Origin of the sequence: Ideonella margarita (genome assembly GCF_038066635.1) — a bacterium.
GTDB lineage: Bacteria > Pseudomonadota > Gammaproteobacteria > Burkholderiales > Burkholderiaceae_C > Ideonella > Ideonella margarita.
Map to the genome: position 1 here is coordinate 21,085 of NZ_JBBUTI010000015.1, position 18,177 is coordinate 39,261.

Genomic DNA, 18,177 nt, shown 5'->3' on the forward strand with positions numbered 1-18,177 from the left:
TGCTCACGGCACCGGCATGAGCATCACCACCCGACTGCCTGCCGCGCTGCAGGAAGGCCGCAGCGCCCCCCTGGGCTCGCTGGCCCGCGACAACGGCGTGAACTTCGCCGTGTTCTCGCAGCATGCCCAGCGCATGGAGCTATGCGTGTTTGACGCCTCCGGCAGCCGTGAGCTGCGTCGCTACGAGCTGCACGGCCCGCACGACCAGGTCTTCCACGGCTTCTTGCCCGGCGTGGGCGAGGGCCTGGTCTACGGCCTGCGCGCGCACGGCCCGTACCAGCCCGAAGCCGGCCACCGCTTCAACCCGAACAAGCTGCTGCTGGACCCGTACGCCCGCGACATCGTCGGCCACCACCGCTGGCTGCCCGAGCACCACGGCTACGAGATCGGCCACCCCGAAGGCACGCGCTCGTTTGATCGCCGGGACAACGCCGCGCATGCGCTGAAGGCCCGCGTGGCCGAGCCCATCGGCACGGCGCCGGGCTTTCTGAATGCGCCGCGGGTGCCGGTGTCGCGCACCGTGCTGTACGAGGTGCACGTCAAGGGCTTCAGCCAACTGCACCCGGGCATTCCACCCGAGCTGCGCGGCAGCTATGCGGCGCTGGCGCACCCGGCTGCCATTGCGCATTTCAAGGCGCTGGGCATCACCACGCTGGCGCTGCTGCCGGTGCAGTTCCACCTCGATGAGCCGGGGTTGGTGGAACGTGGCCAGACCAACTACTGGGGCTACAACACCCTGGGCTTTTTTGCGGCGGACCCGCGCTATGCGCTGCCCGACCACCGGCAAGATCCGGCGCTGGTGCGTGCGGAGTTCCGCCAGATGGTGGCCGACCTGCACGCCGCCGGCCTGGAGGTGGTGCTGGACGTGGTCTACAACCACACGCCCGAGGGCAGCGAAGCCGGCGCCACGCTCAGCTTCCGTGGCCTGGACAACGCCAGCTGGTACCGCCTGGCGCCGGATGACCCCAGCCGCAACGAGAACTTCACCGGCTGCGGCAACACGCTGAACGTGGCGCACCCGCGCGTCACCCAGTTCGTGCTTGATTCACTGCGCTTCTGGGTCCAGGAGATGGGCGTCGACGGCTTCCGGTTCGACCTGGCGCCGGTGCTGGGCCGCACCCGCCACGGGTTTGACCCCAACGCCGCCTTCTTCGTGGCGATGCGGCAAGACCCGCTGCTGGCGCAGGTGCACCTGATCGCCGAGCCCTGGGATGCCTCGTACGACGGCTACCAGGTGGGCCGCTTCCCCGGCCGCTGGGTGGAATGGAACGACAAGTTCCGCGACACCGTGCGCCGCTACTGGCTGCACCGCGCCGTGGGCCGGGGCGAGCTGGCGCGGCGCTTCACCGCGTCCAGTGATTTGTTCCACCACGGCCAGCGCCGGCCGAGCGCGTCGGTGAACTTCATCACCGCCCATGACGGCTACACGCTGACCGACCTCGTCACCTACCAGCACAAGCACAACGAGGCCAACGGCGAAGGCAACCGCGACGGCCGCGATGGCGAGCCCAGCCACAACTTCGGTGTGGAAGGCCCGACCGACGAGGCCGGCATCGTGCTGGCCCGTGACCGCGTGCGGCGCGCCATGCTGGCCACCTTGCTGCTGGCCCAGGGCACGCCGATGCTGTGCGCGGGCGACGAGATCGGCAACACCCAGGGCGGCAACAACAACGCCTATTGCCAGGACAACGCCACCGGCTGGCTGGGCTGGCCGCAGGCCGACCTGCGCCTGACCGCGCTGGTTGGTGAGCTGCTGGCGCTGCGCCGCGCCGAGCCTTCACTGCGCTACGACCACTGGTTCCACCCGCAGCCCGGTGAGCAGGGCCAGCGCGGCCTGCAATGGTTCACGCCGGCCGGCCGCGAGATGCAGGTGAACGACTGGCATGACGGCAGCCAGCACGCCTTTGCCTGCCACCTGATCGCCGGCCCGGCCGATGACCTGACCTGCGACGTCGACTGCCCCGGCAGCCCGCGCCTGATGCTGGCCTTCAACCCCGACAGCCTGCCCACGCGCTTCACGCTGGGCGCCTGCGCCTGGGAGCTGGTGTTCGACAGCAGCGGCGAATTGCTGCGCGGGCCGCTGCCTGCGGAGTCACACGTGCTGATGGTGCCCTCGCATGCGCTGGTGGTGTTGCGGGCGCAGGCCTGACGGGCCTGGCCGAACACGCGTATCCGACACAAGCATCAAGACCCATTTCTGCCCTCTCGTTCCGATTTTTCTCACCCAACAACACGATCCGGAGACCTTCATGCACCTTCCTCCGCGCACCTCGGGCGTCCTGCTGCACGTCACGTCATTGCCCAGCCCGCACGGCATCGGCGACTTCGGCCCCGGCGCCTACCACTTCGTCGACTGGCTGCAATCGGCCGGTCAGAGCCTGTGGCAGCTGTTGCCCACCACGCCGATCGGCCCGGCCAACTCGCCTTACCAGAGCGTGTCGGCCTTTGCCGGCAGCCCGCTGATGGTGGCGTTCGAGCCGCTGGTGGCCAAGGGCTGGATGAGCGCGCCGCAACTGCCGGACGGCGGCTTCAATGTCTACCGCGTCGAATACGAGAAGGTGGTGCCGTGGCGCATGGCGCAGCTGCGCCTGGCGGCAGAGGGATTCTTCGCACGCGGCAGCAAGGCCGACCACAAGGCCTTCGAAACCTGGGCCGATGCGCAGCGTTCCTGGCTCGACGACTACGGCCTGTTCATGGCGCTGGAAACCGTGCATGGCGGCCAGCCCTGGTGGACCTGGGCACCCAAGCTGCGCGACCGCGACGCCGCGCAGATGAAGGCCGCCCGCCGCACGCACGCCGCCGAGATACGTTTCTGGGAATTCGTGCAGTGGTGCTTCGACACCCAGTGCGCGGCCGTGAAGGCGTATGCGAATGAGCGCGGCATCGGCATCGTCGGTGACCTGCCGATCTTCATCGCCCACCACAGCGCCGATTGCTGGGCCCGCCCGGACCTGTACTTCCTCGACGACAACTGCCAGCCTACCGTGGTGGCCGGCGTGCCGCCCGATGTGTTCTCGGTGGACGGCCAGCGCTGGGGCAACCCGCTGTACCGCTGGGACCGCATGGCCGAAGAAAACTTCGCCTGGTGGACGGCCCGCGTCTGCCGCGCGCTGGAGCAGGCCGATGTGTTCCGCATTGACCACTTCCGCGGCTTTGCCGGTTACTGGGAAGTGCCGGCCAGTGCGCCCACGGCGGCGACCGGCCAGTGGGTGCCCGGCCCTGGCCAGGCGCTGTTCGAGGCCATCGAGCGCGAGCTGGGCAGCCTGCCCATCATCGCGGAAGACCTGGGCGTGATCACGCCGGACGTGGTGGCGCTGCGTGACGGCTGCAACTTCCCCGGCATGCGCATCCTGCAGTTCGCGTTTGGTGCCGACGGCGACCAGGAATTCCTGCCGCACAACTACGTGCCGCACACCGTGGTCTACACCGGCACGCACGACAACGAAACCGTGCGCGGCTGGTGGCACAACGCGCCTGAGCGCGAGCGCATCTACGCCGGTACCTACCTGGCGTGTGGCGAACACGATGTGCATTGGGGCATGATCCGCGCCGCCGCCAATTCGGTGGCCAGCATGGCGATCTTCCCGCTGCAGGACGTGCTGGGCCTGGACGGCAGCCACCGCATGAACCTGCCTGGGTCGGTGGAGGGCAACTGGGCGTGGCGCTTTGATTGGCACATGGTGGGCAGCGAGCCCGGCCGCGTGCTGGGCGTGATCACCGCCGCCAGCGGCCGTGGCCCGTTCAAGCTGCTGAACCTGCCGGGCCAGCCGGGCTGAGCGAGGCGTCTCCAGACGTGACAAGGGCCGCTGATGCGGCCCTTGTTCATGGTGCGAGTTGCCTGTGTTGTTGGCGCTGTTGGCGCTGTTGTGCATTAACCAGGCTTACTTCACCCGCCACACCTGCACCGACTGGGCCGGCAAGTCGATCGAACCGGTGGCTTTTGACGCCGTCTCAGCGCTGCCCGCCGCCGGAAACAGGCTCACCAACTGAGCCTTGCCTGACAGCCCCGGCACCTTCACTGTGGTGGATGCGCCGTAGTTGATGACCACCAGCGTGCGCTCTTTGCCCAGCGCGCGCTGGAAGCCCAGCACGTTGCCCTTGGCAAAGCTGTGCTCGAAGCTGCCCCGCGCGATGCTGGGGTGGCCATTGCGCAGGCTCAGCATGGCTTTGTAGAAGCTGCGGATCGATCCGGGGTCGGCCTTCTGGCTGGCCACGTTCTGCTTGGCCAGGTTCGGTGCCAGCGGGCGGAACGGCGTGCCGGTGGTGAAGCCGGCGGTGCGCGGGTCGCTGGTCCAGCTCATCGGGCTGCGCAGGGGCAGGTCGCCCGTCACACCCAGCGCGCCGGCCAGGCCAATGTCTTCACCGAAGTAGATGAAGGGCGTGCCGGGTTGCAGCAGGTAGGTGGCCGCCACCAGCTTGTAGCGAGCTTCGTCGCCTTGCAGCTGGTCCCACAGTCGGTCGCCGGCAAAGATGTCGTGGTTGTGCACCATGGTCGACATGCCCTTGGGGGCCGTGCGCCAGAAGCTGGCCAGCTTTTCCACCGCGGCGGTGTCACCCTTGGCGGCCTTCACATAGTTCTCGACATAGCCGAAGGCGAAGGCGCTGCCGCACACGTTCGGCGCGGCCCAGCTCTCGGGTTTGGCGGTGGCCTCGCACACCACCCAGCGCTTGTCGTAGCTGCGGATCAGCTTGGCGAGGCGCAGCGTGAGCGCGCGGCTCTCCGGCTGGTCGTTCCAGGCCACGGCGTCGCGCTCGATCAGGTGCGGCACGGCATCAAGGCGAAAACCGTCCAGACCCCGGTTCAGCCAGAAGCGCAGGCTGTCTTCGTGGTACGCCACCACGGCCGGGTTGCGCAGGTTGAAGTCCGGCATGTGCGGGCCGAAGGTGCCGAAGTAGAAGTCACGCGAGCCGGCTGGCGCGGGCGGCAGGTCTTTCGGCTCCAGCTTGCTGTTCCAGTGCTCGGCCGCGGTCAGGTACCAGGGGTTCTTGCCCCAGATGTCCCAGCCCTTGGGCTCGGCATCCGAGAACACGAACCACGAGCGCCAGGGGCTGGCCGGGTTCTTGGCCGCATCCATGAAGGGCGGGAACTGCGCCGCGCTGTGGTTCACCACGTAGTCCATCACCACGCCGATGCCGCGTGCATGCGCCTGCTTGATCAGCTCATCGAAGTCGGCCAGCGTGCCGTACTCGGGCGCGATGCTGCGGTAGTCCGAGGTGGCGTAGCCGTGGTCGCCGTCGGCGTTGCGGGTGATGGGCATCAGCCACAGGCCCGTCACGCCCAGGTCTTTCAGATCGTCCAGGCGTTGGGTCAGGCCCTTGAGGTCACCCACGCCGTCACCATCGCCGTCCGCAAAGGCGCGCACGAAGATCTCCATGAACGCGCCCTTTTCCCAACCGGCCTTCAAGGGGCTGGCGCTGCGCCGGGCGGGCACCGGGCTGACGTCGATGTGTGCCAGGCGGGGGGCGGCTGCGGGTACCAGCGGGGTTGTGGTGGCCGTAGTGGTTGCGGTTGCAGGCGTTGCAGCACTGTCAGCGGCCTGGGCCAGGCCAGCGCCGCTCAGGGCCATCAGGGTGGCCAGGCAGAGGCGCGTCAGCAAGGGCGTTGTGAAGCTGTCCATGGTGCTGGTCGAGCGATGGCGTGTGTGTTGGGTCATTCGTGGGTCCAGTCAGGGTTGTGCCACATCCAGCAGCAAAAGGCTCTGTGCGGGCACGGTGATGCTGGCGGTGCCGCTGGCGCTGGCGGTGGCCGGCATGCTCGCGCCGGCCGGGTTTTGCAATGCGGTCAGCACGGCGTTCGCGCCGAGGCCGGCCACGCTCACCGTGCTGGCTGACGTGCCGGTGTTGATCAGCACCAGGCTGCGCTCGGTGCCCTGGGTGCGTTGCCACTGCATCACGTTGCCGCTGACCAGCGCATTGCCGAAGGCGCCGGTGCGCAAGGAGGCTCGATCCTTGCGCAGGTTCAGCAAGGCCTTGTAGTGGTTGAGCAGCGATTGGCTGTCAGCCGTTTGGGCCGCCACGTTCTGGCTGGCCACATTGGCGGCCAGGGCCCGGTAGGGCTGGCCGGTGGTGAAGCCTCCGCGCGAGGTGTCGGCCGTCCAGCTCATCGGGCTGCGCAGGGCCGCGTCGCCGCTCAGGCCCTGGCCCAGTCCCAGGCCGATCTCTTCGCCGTAATACACATACGGCGTGCCCGGCAGCATCAGGTGAATGGCCGCAGCCAGCTTGTACTGCGGCACGTTGCCGCCAAGCTGCTGCCACACGCGGCTGCCGGCAAAGCCGTCGTGGTTCGACAGGAAGGTGGCCATGCCGGCCGGCGCGCTGCTGGCGTAATCAAGCACAGCCTGCATGGCCGTGGTGTTGCCACGCGCCGCGTTCAGCAGCTTGGGCGCCAGATCAAACGCGAAGGCGTTGCCGCAGCCGGTGCTGGCCGCAAAGCCGAGCGGGTCATCGGGCGCCTCGCAGACCATGGTGCGCCGCGTGTACGACTGCACCACGGCCTGCATCCGGTTCATCAGTGCCTTGTTCTCGGGCTGGTTGTTCCAGGCGTCGGGTCCGTTTTCGATCAGCACGCCCACTGCGTCGAAACGGAAGCCGTCCACACCGCGGTTCAGCCAGAAGCGCAGGTTGCTGGCGTGCCAGTTTTCCACTGCGGCCGAGCGCAGGTTGAAGTCGGGCATCTGGTCCCAGAACGGGGCGTAGTAGGCGCCGGTGGCCTGCGGCCGCCACGGGTTGCCGCCCCACACCGACCAGCCGGCCGGCACGCTGTCTTGCCACACATACCAATCACGCCAGGCATTGGTGCGGGCGCTGCTGGCATTGGCGAACAGCGGGTGCTGGGCGGCGCTGTGGTTCATCACGTAATCAAGCACCACGCCGATGCCGCGGGCGTGGGCCTGGGTGATCAGCGCGTCCATGTCGGCCAGGCTGCCGTAGTCGGCCTCGATGTTGCGGTAGTCGGTCACCGCATAGCCGTGGTCGTGGTCCTGGCTGCGGGCCACGGGCATCAGCCACAGGCCGGTCACGCCAAGGTCCTTCAGGTAGTCGAGGCGGCTGATCAGGCCTTGCAGATCGCCCTTGCCGTCTCCGTCGCTGTCCTGGTAGCTGCGCACGAAAATCTGCATGAAGGCGCCGCGGTGCCAGTCGGCGGCCAGCGGGCTGCCGGTATCTTGTGCGGCCACCGTGCTCACATCCACGGCTGGCAGGGCAGGGCCGGTGGCTGGGGGCGGGGCAGGGGTGTCTACGCCGCTGCCCCCGCCACCGCCGCAGGCGCTCAAAGGCAGGGCCAGTGCCAGGGCAACAGCCAGCGACCACGGCGCGGCCGTGAACGGGCGGCTGGTGCGGGGCTTGCAAGTTGGGGTGGTTGGCGCGCCGGGTGCAGTTTTCATTCTGTAATTTGAATACCTAATTCCGGCCGATTTGGCCTATTACCATTGCATCATCAGGCTGATTGCGCAGTCAGTGGGGAATTCCTGTGTGTCTTGAATTTGTAGTTTGATTACATTTGAGGGGTCAATCTTGGATGATGGTGGAGCCATGGCGGCGTTGAAAAGTGGTGCGGTTCGGGGTGTTTGGCTGAGCGTCGTGGGGGCGGCTTGCCTGGGCGCGTGGCCGTCTGTTGCCATCGGTGCCACCTCGGCCGGCGCCAGTTCGGTGCCCGCAGCCACACTGGCGGAGTGCGACGCACCCAGCCATCAGCAGGTGCTGGTGCCGGCTGCTGCGCCCGCCTTGCCCGCGCAGGCCTACTGGCTCGACCGCTCACGCATTCAGTGGCCGGGTGTGCAGGCGTCAGCCGGCAGCCGCTGGCGCCTGGTGTCGTCGGCGCAGGCCCAGCTGAAGCTGCAGCCGGGCGGGGTGGTGCAGGGGGTTGATGCCTCGGTGCGCCTGACGCCGGATGCGTCCACCTTGCCGCCCGAGGTGGCTGAGCGCTTCAAGTTCGTGCCGGCCGGCGTGCGCCTGCGCGCCAGCCTGGCCGATCAGGCCCGCCTGCCCGCGCTGTGGCGCAGTCAGGTGTGGCTGCTGGAAGAAAGCGCTCAAGGCAAGGTGCTGCGGGCCACCGCGCTGCAACTGCCGGGTGCGCTGGACGACCGCTACGCCGCCGCCGAACAGGTGCCCGAGCTGGGCGTGGTGCCGGCCGCTGGCCGCACCACCTTCCGCGTGTGGGCGCCCACGGCGCAGTCGGTGTCGGCGTGCGTGTACCCCGATGGCCGTCAGAAGGCGTCGGCCCTGCTGGCGGCGAAGATGGATGCCGCCACCGGCGTCTGGCAGGCTCGCGAGGGCCGTGACCTGCAAGGTGCCAGCACCACCTGGCTGGTGGACGTGGTGGTGCCGGGCGTGGGCCTGGTGCGCAACCGGGTGACGGATCCGTATGCCTTCAGCGTCAACACCAACAGCCGCCGCACCTACATCACCCGCGCGGATGCGCCTGCGCTGCAGCCGGAAGGCTGGCGCACTGACCGGGCCCCCGCCACGGTCAAGGCCCCCACCGACATGTCGGTGTACGAACTGCATGTGCGCGACTTTTCCGCCACCGACGACAGCGTGCCCGCCGCCCAGCGCGGCAAGTACCTCGCCTTCACCCAGGCCGATTCGCGCGGCATGCGCCACCTGCGCGCGCTGGCCGCCGCCGGCATGACCGACGTGCACCTGCTGCCCGTCTACGACATCGGCTCGGTGCCCGAACGCGGCTGCGCCGTGCCTCAGCCCGCCGGGGCGCCTGATGCCACCAGCCAGCAGGCGGCGGTGCAGGCGGTGAAGGAAGAAGACTGCTTCAACTGGGGCTACGACCCCTTCCACTACAACGCGCCGGAAGGCAGCTACGCCACCGACCCCGACGACGGTGCCGTGCGGGTGCGCGAGCTGCGCCAGATGGTGATGGCGCTGCACCGCGCCGACCTGCGCGTGGGCATGGACGTGGTCTACAACCACACCTTGGCCGCTGGCCAGCATGAAAAGTCGGTGCTCGACCGCATCGTGCCGGGCTACTACCACCGCCTGAACGGCGAGGGCGTGATCGAGCGCTCCACCTGCTGCGACAACACCGCCACCGAGCACCGCATGATGGGCCGCCTGATGAGCGATTCGGTGCTGCTGTGGGCGCGTGACCATCACATCGATTCCTTCCGCTTCGACCTGATGGGCCACCAGCCGCGCGCCGCGATGGTGGCGATGCAGGCGCGCCTGAAGCGCGAACTGGGCCGCGACGTGCCCTTCATCGGCGAGGGCTGGAACTTCGGCGAGGTGGCCAATGGCGCGCGTTTCGTGCAGGCTTCGCAGCTGTCGCTCAACGGCACCGGCATCGGCACCTTCAGCGACCGTGCGCGCGACGCCGTGCGCGGCGGCGGCGCCGGTGATGGCGGTGTGGCGATGATCGCCCGCCAAGGCTATGTGAACGGCCAGCACTACGACCCCAACGACCGCGCCGCGCCGGCGACGATGGCCGACCTGATGCGCACCGCCGACCTGGTGCGCGTGGGCCTGGCCGGCGCGTTGCGCGACTACCGCATGACCACCTGGGACGGCACGGTGAAGCCGCTCTCGCAGATCGACTATGCGGGCCAGCCGGCGGGCTACGCCAGCCAGCCCGCCGAGGTGGTGAGCTACGTCGAGAACCACGACAACCAGACCCTGTTCGACAACAACGTGATGAAGCTGCCGCGCGGCACCTCACGCCACGACCGCGCCCGGGTGCAGGTGCTGGCCTCTGCCATCAATGCCTTCAGCCAGGGTGTGGCGTACTTCCATGCAGGCCAGGACATCCTGCGCAGCAAGTCGCTCGACCGGAACAGCTTCAACTCGGGCGACTGGTTCAACCGCCTCGACTGGAGCTACCAGACCAACCACTTCGGCACCGGCCTGCCGTCGGCCGATGACAACCGCAACGACTGGCCGCTGATGCAGCCGCTGCTGGCTGACCCGGGCATTGCGCCCACGCCGGCCGACATCGCCTTCGCCCGCGACGCTTTCCGTGACCTGCTCGCCATCCGGGCCAGCTCGTCGCTGTTCCGCCTGCGCACCGCGGACGAGGTGCAGCGGCGCCTGCGCTTTTTGAATGTCGGCCCCGGTCAGCAGGCCACCGTGCTGGTGGGGCAGCTGGATGGTGCCGGCTTGCCGCTCGAAGCGGGTGGGGGTGCGGGTGCCGGCTTCGAGCAGCTGGTGTACGTCATCAATGTGGACAAGCAGGCCCAGCGCCTGACTCTGCCGGCCCTGGCCGGGTTGCCTTGGCAGCTGCACCCGGTGCACCTGGCGGCCGGGGCGGCCGATGCCCGCGCCCGCGAGGCGGTGCTGGACAGCGCCGGCCAGCTCAGTGTGCCGGCGCGCACGGCGGTGGTCTTCGTGATCAAGCGTTGAAACCGGCCCTCGGCTGGGTGTAGGCGACAATCGCGGCCTGCCCCCGAACAGGTTTCATCGGCGGCCCTCCCGGGCCCGCCCAGCCACCGTGCGGACAGGCCAGATGCGCCTGAATCCCGGTGAGCTGTTGAGGGTTCACTTTTGAAGCCCTCCGCAAGTCTTTGCTTTTAAAGCTTATTTTCCGGAATGATTATTTCAAACCGGGCGTAAGTATTTGATTTCATTGATTTTTTCCAATCCTGTTCATTGACGTTACAAACCTCGTGCGCTAAAGTGGGGGAAAGTGCACTTTTGTGGGGTCACGTGTCAGATTTTGTGTTTCAGGGCGAATCAGCGTTGACGCTGGACGGGAAGGGGCGGGTCACCGTGCCAGCTCGGTTCCGCGACGCCCTGAGCGCCCTGTGCACGGGTCAGATGACCGTGACCAAGCACCCCGGCCGCTGCCTGCTGCTGTTTCCGCGCCCCGCCTGGGTCGAGTTCCGCAGCAAGCTGTTGCAGTTGCCGATGGACGCCGAAGCCTGGCGTCGCCTGTTCCTGGGCAGCGCGATGGACGTCGACATCGACGCCGGCTCGCGCGTGCTGCTCTCGCCCGAGCTGCGCGCCTGGGCCGGGCTGGGCAAGGACCTCATGCTGGTGGGCATGGGCAGCCGGATGGAAATCTGGGATCGCGAGCGCTATCTCGCCAATGAGAACCTGACCCTGTCGCAGCCCATGCCTGATGGCCTGCGCAACATGGTGATGTGAGGCCTTCGCCATGAGTTTTTCCCATGTCACCGTGCTGCTCGACGAAACCGTCGACGGCGCCCTGAGCGACCCCGATGGCGTTTATGTCGACGGCACCTTTGGCCGCGGCGGCCATGCACGCGCCTTGCTGGCCAAGCTGGGGCCGAAGGGCCGCCTGATCGCCTTCGACAAAGACCCCGAGGCGGTGGCTGCAGCCACCACCGGCGACACCGCCATCACCGACCCGCGCTTCTCCATCCGCCATGCCAGCTTCGCGCGCATGGCCGAGGTGCTGCGCGCCGAGGGCTGCCTGCCGCTGGCCGGCGTGCTGCTGGACCTGGGCGTGAGCTCGCCACAGATCGACAACCCCGAGCGCGGGTTCAGCTTCCGTTTCGACGGCCCGCTGGACATGCGCATGGACACTACCCGCGGCGAAAGTGCCGCGGACTTCCTGGCCCGCGCCGATGAGCGCCTTCTCACACAGGTGATACGCGACTATGGAGAAGAGCGGTTTGCTTTCCAGATTGCAAAGGCGGTTGTTGCTCGCCGTGAGGCAGGACGCACCCCTCGCACCACCGCTGAGCTATCCGAACTCGTGGCTGGTGTCGTCAAGACCCGCGAAGCGGGGCAAAACCCAGCCACGCGCACCTTTCAAGCTCTACGGATTTTCGTCAACGCCGAACTTGAAGAGCTGGAGCAAGGGCTGAGCGCAGCGCTGGAATTGCTGGGCACCGGCGGCCACCTGGCCGTCATCAGCTTCCACTCGCTGGAAGACCGCATCGTCAAGACCTTCATCGCCCGCGAAAGCAAGGCGGAAGTGGACCGTCGCGCGCCGTTTGCGCCGCCGGTCAAGCCGCTGCGCCTCGCGGCACTCGGCCGCATCAAGCCGAGTGAAGGCGAGATCCGCGCCAACCCGCGCTCACGCTCGGCGGTGCTGCGTGTGGCGGAGCGGCTTGAATGAACCGTCTGGCGCTCCTCATGATGATCGTGCTGGTGGGCAGCGGGCTGGTGCTCGTCAACACCAGCTACGAGGCGCGCCGCCTGTTTGTCGAGATTGAACGCGCCAAGGCTGAAGAGCTGCAGCTGCAGGCCGACACCAAGCGCCTGGAAGCCGAACGCCGCAGCGAAGGCACGTCGCTGCGCGTGGAACGTGATGCACGCCAGCGCCTGCAGATGCGCATGGCCAGCCCCGAAACGACGGTGTATGTGTCCGAGGCGCGTGGCGCCGCATCAGGAAGCCAGCCGTGAGTCTGTTCCCGCGTCGCCAAAGCGCAGCCGCCCAGTCGGTGCGCGGCGTGAATTACTCGACCAGCCCGCTGCTGGCCTCTAAGACGCCGCCCTGGCGCAGCCGCTTTCTGGTGTTTCTGGTGGGCGCCGCGTTTGCGCTGCTGATCGGCCGCGCCCTGTACGTGCAGGTGCTGCAAGCCGACTTCTTCCAGAAGAAGGGCGAGGAGCGTTATGCCTCCACGCTGACCTTGTCGGCCAGCCGCGGCCGCATCCTTGACCGCAACGGGCAGATCCTGGCGATCAGCGTGAACGCACCGACGGTGTCGATCAACCCGCAGCAGTTCAAGACCACCGACGAGAACAAGCGCGAGCTGTCGAACCTGCTCAAGCTCAAGCCGAAAGAGCTGGAGCAGCGCCTGGCCGACGGCGGCGCCTACACCGTGCTGCGCCGCCAGATCGACGACGGCATCGCGCAGCAGATCCGCGCCTTGCGTATCAAGGGCCTGACGCTGGAGCCGGGCTATCTGCGCCGCTACCCTGAAAACGAAGCGGCAGCGCACGTGGTCGGCTTCACCGACATCCAGGACTTCGGCCAGGAAGGCATCGAGCTGACCTACCAGCGGATGCTGCAAGGCCGTGGCGGTTCACGCGAAGTGGTGAAGGACCGCCTGGGCCGCGTGGTGGAAGAGCTGGGTGAACCGGTGGACCCACACGATGGACGCGATGTGCAGCTGACCATCGACTCCAAGGTGCAGGCGCTGGCCTACCAGCGCATTCGTGACGCCGTGGTCGACCACAAGGCCAAGGCCGGCAGCGTGGTGGTGCTCGACGCGCAGACCGGCGATATCCTGGCGCTGGCCAACTACCCGAGTTATGTGCCGGCGGAACGCAAGCACCTGACGGGCGCGCAGCTGCGCAACCGCGCCATCACCGACGTGTTCGAGCCGGGCTCCACGGTCAAGCCCTTCGTGGTGGCCAAGGCGCTGGAGCTCGGCATGATCAACCCGGACCTGGTGATGGACACGCGCCCGTTCAAGGTCGGCCCGCTGACGGTGAATGACGGCGAGCACGGCCATCCGTCGCTGACGGTGTCGCAGGTGGTGCAGAAGTCGAGCAACGTCGGCACGGTGAAGATAGCCCAGAAGCTGGATGACCGCACGATGGGCGAGCTGTATGCCCAGCTCGGTTTTGGCCAGAAGCCGCAGATCGGCTTCCCCGGTGCCGCCACCGGCCGTTTGCGCCCCTGGAAAACCTGGAAGCCGGTCGAGAAGGCAACGATGGCGTACGGCTACGGCCTGTCGGCGTCGCTGCTGCAGATCGCCCGGGCCTACACGGCGCTCGCACGTGACGGCGAGATGGCCCCGATCACCCTGGTGAAGGGCAGCGAGCCCCTGGCCGGCGCCCACATCTTCGAGCCGCAGACGGCCGTGAAGATGCGCCAGATGATGCGCGGCACCGTCAGCAAGGACGGCACCGCACCGCTGGCGCAGCCGGTGGGCTACTCGGCCGGCGGCAAGACCGGCACGGCCGAGAAGATGGAAGGCCGTGGCTACAACAGCAACAAATACCGCGCGTGGTTTGCCGGCTTTGCGCCGATTGGCAAGCCGCGGGTTGTGGTGGCGGTGATGGTGGACGAGCCCACGGGCGTCTACTACGGCGGTCTCGTGGCCGCGCCCGTCTTCAAGGTGGTGGTGGAGCAGGCCCTGCGCTCGCTCGGTGAACCACCGGATCTCGAAATCAAGCCGCAGGTGATGGCGCAAGCCACGCCCGCCGCCATCAAGGCGCAGCACTGACATGCCGCTCACCCGTCTGAAGAGTTCCGACGCCGCAGCCCGCTGGCTGACCTCGTGGGTCACCGGCGCCCTGCGCACCGACAGCCGCCAGGTGCAACCCGGCGACGCGTTCATCGCCTGGCCCGGTTACGGCACCGATGGCCGCCGCTTCGTGCAGGCCGCGCTGGCTGCGGGTGCGGCCACCTGCCTGGTGGAAGACGACGGTGTCGGAGAATTCGGATTTGAGGACGCGCGCATCGCCACGCTGCCCGGCCTGAAGGCCGCCACGGGCCGCATCGCTGACGCCTATTACGGGCACCCGAGCCAGGCGCTGCGCGTGGTGGCCACCACCGGCACCAACGGCAAGACGTCGACTGCGTGGTGGGTGGCTCAGGCCATGAGCGAGCTGGGCCAGCGCTGCGGCGTGGTCGGCACGCTGGGCGTGGGCGAGCCGCCCCGGCCGGGCATCACCGAAGGCAATATCCGCTACACCGGGCTCACCACCCCGGACCCCGTGGTGCTGCAGGCCGGCCTGCGCGCCATGCTGGACCAGGGCTTCAAGGCCTGCGCCATGGAAGCCTCGTCCATCGGCATCGTCGAGCAGCGTCTGGTGGGCACGCAGATCGATGTGGCGCTGTTCACCAATTTCACGCAAGACCACCTCGATTACCACGGCAGCATGGACGCCTACTGGGCGGCCAAGCGTGAGCTGTTCGCCTGGCCCGGCCTGAAGAGCGCCGTCATCAATGTGGACGACTCGCAGGGCGCTGCGCTGGTGGGCGAGCTGGCTGGCAAGGGCCTTGATCTGTGGACCGTGTCGGTGCAGGGCGAAGCCCGTCTGCGCGCCGTGAACGTGGGTTATCGCCATGGCGGTCTGGCCTTCAGCGTGATGGAAGGCACCGTCGAGGCTGCCATTGAAACCGGCCTGATCGGCGACTACAACGTCAGCAACCTGCTGGTGGTGATCGGCGGCCTGCGCGCTCTGGGCGTGCCGCTGCTGGAGGCCGTGCAGGCCGCAGCCGGCGTGACGCCGGTGCCCGGCCGCATGCAACGCGTGGCCGACAACGCCGCCGGCCCCGAAGTGGTGGTGGACTACGCCCACACGCCGGACGCACTGGAAAAGGCCCTGGGCGCGCTGGTGCCGCTGGCCGCCAGCCGCGGTGGCCGCCTGTGGTGCGTGTTCGGCTGCGGCGGCGACCGCGACAATACCAAGCGGCCTTTGATGGGCGGCATTGCGGCCCGTCTGGCGCAGCAGGTGGTGATCACCAGCGACAACCCGCGCACCGAAGCGCCCGAGCAGATCCTGGCGCAGATTGCAGCCGGTGTGCCTGCCGGCGCGGCCGCCCATGTGAGCCAGCAGGTGGACCGCCAGCTGGCCATTCATCAATGCGTGGCGGCAGCCGAGGCGCGCGACGTCATCCTGGTGGCCGGCAAGGGCCACGAGGATTACCAGGAAGTGCAGGGTGTGCGTCACCCGTTCTCGGATGTGACACAGGCCTTGGCTGCGCTGCAAGCCCGAGGTGTGCAGTGAGCGGTCTCGGCATGTCTTCGTTGATGACGCTGGCCCAGGCGCAGGTGATGATCCCCGGCGCGGTGCTGGTGGGTGATGGTGCGCTGGCCTTTGCTCGCGTGCACACCGACACCCGCAGCCTGAAGGCCGGTGACTTGTTCGTCGCCTTGAAGGGCGAGAAGTTCGACGCCAATGACTTTCTGCCGCAGGCGCGTGATGCCGGAGCGGCGGCAGCCCTGGCCCACCACGGCCTGGCCCAGGCTGGCCTGAGCGGCCTGGAAGTGCCCGACACCTTGCTGGCGATGCAGCAACTGGCCACCGCATGGCGCGCCACGCAGGCGCTGCCAGTGATTGGTGTGACCGGCAGCAACGGCAAGACGACCGTGACCCAGATGATTGCCAGCATCCTGCGCGCTGCGCACGGCGATGCGGCCCTGGCCACGGCGGGCAACCTGAACAACCACATCGGTGTGCCGCTGACGGTGCTGCGCCTGAATGCGCATGCCGTCGCGGTGATCGAGCTGGGCATGAACCATCCGGGCGAGATCGCCGAGCTGGCCGCCATCGCGATGCCCACGGTGGCGCTGGTGAACAACGCCCAGCGCGAGCACCAGGAATTCATGCATACGGTGGAAGCCGTGGCCCGCGAAAACGGCGCCGTGCTGACTGCGCTGCCCGCCGATGGCGTGGCGGTTTTCCCGGCCGACGACACCTACACCGCACTGTGGCGCGAGCTGGCGGCAGGCCGCCGCGTGATCACCTTTGCGCTGGGCAATGACGCCGGTGCTGATGTGACCGCCGACGCCGACTGGGTGGCTGACCATTGGCAGGTGCAACTGCGTACCCCGGCCGGTGCGGCCACCTTGGCCCTGCGCATTGCCGGCCTGCACAACGTGAAGAACGCCCTGGCCGCTGCGGCCAGCGCACTGGGTGCGGGCATCAGCCTCGACGCCGTAGTGGCGGGCTTGACGGCCTTCGAGCCGGTCAAGGGCCGCTCGCAAGTGCAGCCGCTGACGCGCGCAGGTGTGCCGGTCACCCTCATCGACGACAGCTACAACGCCAACCCGGATTCCGTGCGCGCCGCCATCGACGTGCTGGCCGCGTTGCCGGCACCGCGCTGGCTGGTGCTGGGCGACATGGGTGAGGTGGGCGACCAGGGCCCGGCTTTCCACGCGGAAGTGGGCAGCTATGCCCGCGCACGCGGCATCGAGCATGTCTGGTGTGCCGGCGTGCTGGCGGCCGATGCGGCCCGCGCCTATGGCGCCGGCGCACAACATTTTGCGGACAACACGGCTGTCATCGCCGCCCTGACCAACGAGCCTGCCTTCAAGGCGGTGCTGGTCAAGGGTTCGCGCTTCATGGCCATGGAAAAGGTGGTCGCGGCCCTGCGCGCGGCGCCAACCAAGGAGAACACGGGATGCTGCTGAGCCTGGCCCAATGGCTGCAAGGCCTGTACCCCGAGCAATTCGGGTTCCTGCGCGTCTTCCAGTACCTCACGTTCCGCGCGGTGTTCGCGGCGATGACGGCGCTGCTGATCGGCCTGGCCTTCGGGCCATGGGTGATCCGCCGGCTGACCGAGCTGAAGATCGGCCAGCCCATCCGTGAATACGGCATGCAGAGCCACCTGGCGAAGCGCGGCACGCCGACGATGGGCGGCGCGCTCATCCTGATCGGCATCGGGGTGGCCACGCTGCTCTGGAGCGACTGGAGCAACCGCTTCGTGTGGATCGTCATGATCGTCACCTTCGGTTTCGGCGCGATCGGCTGGACCGACGACTGGCGCAAGGTGGTCGACAAGAACCCGGAAGGCATGGCCTCGAAGGAGAAGTTCCTGTGGCAGTCGCTGATCGGCGTGGTCGCGGCGCTCTACCTGGCCTTCAGCGTGTCGGAAACCTCGAACCTGCGCGTGCTGGAATTGTTCCTGCGCTGGGTGCAGAGCGGCTTCTCGAACGACCTGCCGCCCAAGGCCGGTCTGATGCTGCCGTTCTTCAAGTCGGTCAGCTACCCGCTGGGTGTGTTCGGCTTCATCGGCCTGACCTACTTCGTCATCGTTGGTGCCAGCAATGCGGTGAACCTGACCGACGGTCTGGATGGCCTGGCCATCATGCCGGTGGTGCTGGTGTCGGGCGCGCTGGCGATCTTCTCGTACGTGGTCGGCAACGCGGTTTATTCGAAGTACCTGCTGTTCCCCTACATCCCGGGCGCCGGTGAGCTGATGATCTTCTGCGCGGCCATGTGCGGCGCCGGTCTGGCCTTCCTGTGGTTCAACGCGCACCCGGCGCAGGTGTTCATGGGCGACGTCGGCGCGCTGTCGCTGGGTGGTGCGCTCGGCACCGTGGCGGTCATCACCCGCCAGGAAATCCTGCTGGGCATCATGGGTGGTGTGTTCGTTGCTGAAGCGCTGTCAGTGATGGTGCAGGTCGGCTGGTTCAAGTACACGAAGAAGAAGTACGGCGAGGGCCGGCGCATCCTGAAGATGGCGCCGCTGCACCACCACTTCGAGAAGTCGGGCTGGAACGAAACCCAGGTGGTCATCCGCTTCTGGATCATCACCATGCTGCTGTGCCTGATTGGCCTGGCCAGCCTGAAGTTGCGCTGAGA

General features: G+C 67.8%; 12 protein-coding genes. 10 read left to right on the plus strand and 2 right to left on the minus strand.

Features of this window, described 5'->3' with window-relative positions; all coding sequences use genetic code 11:
* Positions 1-16: 16 nt before the first annotated feature.
* Both glgX and malQ read left to right on the plus strand, forming a co-directional pair.
* Complete coding sequence (gene glgX, locus AACH00_RS17975) at positions 17-2,149, plus strand: glycogen debranching protein GlgX (RefSeq protein WP_341400560.1); 2,133 nt, start codon at positions 17-19, stop codon at positions 2,147-2,149.
* 100 nt (positions 2,150-2,249) lie between these two features.
* Positions 2,250-3,776: a 4-alpha-glucanotransferase gene (gene malQ / locus AACH00_RS17980; RefSeq protein WP_341400561.1), complete on the plus strand. Its 1,527-nt coding sequence runs from the start codon at positions 2,250-2,252 to the stop codon at positions 3,774-3,776.
* Positions 3,777-3,881: 105 nt separating this feature from the next.
* Here malQ and AACH00_RS17985 read toward each other — a convergent pair whose 3' ends face one another.
* Positions 3,882-5,654: an alpha-amylase family glycosyl hydrolase gene (locus tag AACH00_RS17985; RefSeq protein ID WP_341400562.1), complete on the minus strand. Its 1,773-nt coding sequence runs from the start codon at positions 5,652-5,654 to the stop codon at positions 3,882-3,884.
* Positions 5,655-5,666: 12 nt separating this feature from the next.
* Positions 5,667-7,382, minus strand: a complete 1,716-nt coding sequence (locus AACH00_RS17990) for an alpha-amylase family glycosyl hydrolase (protein ID WP_341400563.1) — start codon at positions 7,380-7,382, stop codon at positions 5,667-5,669.
* A gap of 148 nt (positions 7,383-7,530) precedes the next feature.
* On the opposite strand from AACH00_RS17990, the gene AACH00_RS17995 reads away from it, so the two are divergent.
* From AACH00_RS17995 to mraY, 8 genes are all read left to right on the plus strand, one after another.
* Positions 7,531-10,344, plus strand: coding sequence for an alpha-1,6-glucosidase domain-containing protein (locus AACH00_RS17995; RefSeq protein ID WP_341400564.1), 2,814 nt, complete (start codon positions 7,531-7,533; stop codon positions 10,342-10,344).
* Positions 10,345-10,659: 315 nt separating this feature from the next.
* Positions 10,660-11,088, plus strand: coding sequence for a division/cell wall cluster transcriptional repressor MraZ (locus tag AACH00_RS18000; RefSeq protein WP_341400634.1), 429 nt, complete (start codon positions 10,660-10,662; stop codon positions 11,086-11,088).
* A 10-nt stretch (positions 11,089-11,098) separates the two neighbouring features.
* Complete coding sequence (gene rsmH, locus AACH00_RS18005) at positions 11,099-12,028, plus strand: 16S rRNA (cytosine(1402)-N(4))-methyltransferase RsmH (protein WP_341400565.1); 930 nt, start codon at positions 11,099-11,101, stop codon at positions 12,026-12,028.
* Entirely contained in the window at positions 12,025-12,315 is a 291-nt protein-coding gene (ftsL, locus tag AACH00_RS18010) for a cell division protein FtsL (protein WP_341400566.1), read from the plus strand. Before rsmH ends, ftsL begins: the two co-directional genes overlap by 4 nt.
* Positions 12,312-14,087 (plus strand): peptidoglycan D,D-transpeptidase FtsI family protein, encoded by a 1,776-nt coding sequence (locus AACH00_RS18015; protein ID WP_341400567.1) that lies wholly within the window; start codon positions 12,312-12,314, stop codon positions 14,085-14,087. Before ftsL ends, AACH00_RS18015 begins: the two co-directional genes overlap by 4 nt.
* A gap of 1 nt (position 14,088) precedes the next feature.
* A complete protein-coding gene (locus AACH00_RS18020) occupies positions 14,089-15,597 on the plus strand; it encodes a UDP-N-acetylmuramoyl-L-alanyl-D-glutamate--2,6-diaminopimelate ligase (RefSeq protein WP_341400568.1) in 1,509 nt (502 codons plus the stop codon).
* A gap of 11 nt (positions 15,598-15,608) precedes the next feature.
* A complete protein-coding gene (locus tag AACH00_RS18025) occupies positions 15,609-17,003 on the plus strand; it encodes a UDP-N-acetylmuramoyl-tripeptide--D-alanyl-D-alanine ligase (RefSeq protein ID WP_341400569.1) in 1,395 nt (464 codons plus the stop codon).
* Positions 16,994-18,175 (plus strand): phospho-N-acetylmuramoyl-pentapeptide-transferase, encoded by a 1,182-nt coding sequence (gene mraY / locus AACH00_RS18030; protein ID WP_341400570.1) that lies wholly within the window; start codon positions 16,994-16,996, stop codon positions 18,173-18,175. Before AACH00_RS18025 ends, mraY begins: the two co-directional genes overlap by 10 nt.
* Positions 18,176-18,177: the final 2 nt, after the last annotated feature.

Coding starts and splice junctions, on each gene's coding strand:
- glgX (WP_341400560.1), top strand. CDS start 17: ATGAGCATCACCACCCGACTGCCTGCCGCGCTGCAGGAAGGCCGCAGC.
- malQ (WP_341400561.1), top strand. CDS start 2,250: ATGCACCTTCCTCCGCGCACCTCGGGCGTCCTGCTGCACGTCACGTCA.
- AACH00_RS17985 (WP_341400562.1), bottom strand. CDS start 5,654: ATGACCCAACACACACGCCATCGCTCGACCAGCACCATGGACAGCTTC.
- AACH00_RS17990 (WP_341400563.1), bottom strand. CDS start 7,382: ATGAAAACTGCACCCGGCGCGCCAACCACCCCAACTTGCAAGCCCCGC.
- AACH00_RS17995 (WP_341400564.1), top strand. CDS start 7,531: ATGGCGGCGTTGAAAAGTGGTGCGGTTCGGGGTGTTTGGCTGAGCGTC.
- rsmH (WP_341400565.1), top strand. CDS start 11,099: ATGAGTTTTTCCCATGTCACCGTGCTGCTCGACGAAACCGTCGACGGC.
- ftsL (WP_341400566.1), top strand. CDS start 12,025: ATGAACCGTCTGGCGCTCCTCATGATGATCGTGCTGGTGGGCAGCGGG.
- AACH00_RS18020 (WP_341400568.1), top strand. CDS start 14,089: ATGCCGCTCACCCGTCTGAAGAGTTCCGACGCCGCAGCCCGCTGGCTG.
- AACH00_RS18025 (WP_341400569.1), top strand. CDS start 15,609: ATGTCTTCGTTGATGACGCTGGCCCAGGCGCAGGTGATGATCCCCGGC.
- mraY (WP_341400570.1), top strand. CDS start 16,994: ATGCTGCTGAGCCTGGCCCAATGGCTGCAAGGCCTGTACCCCGAGCAA.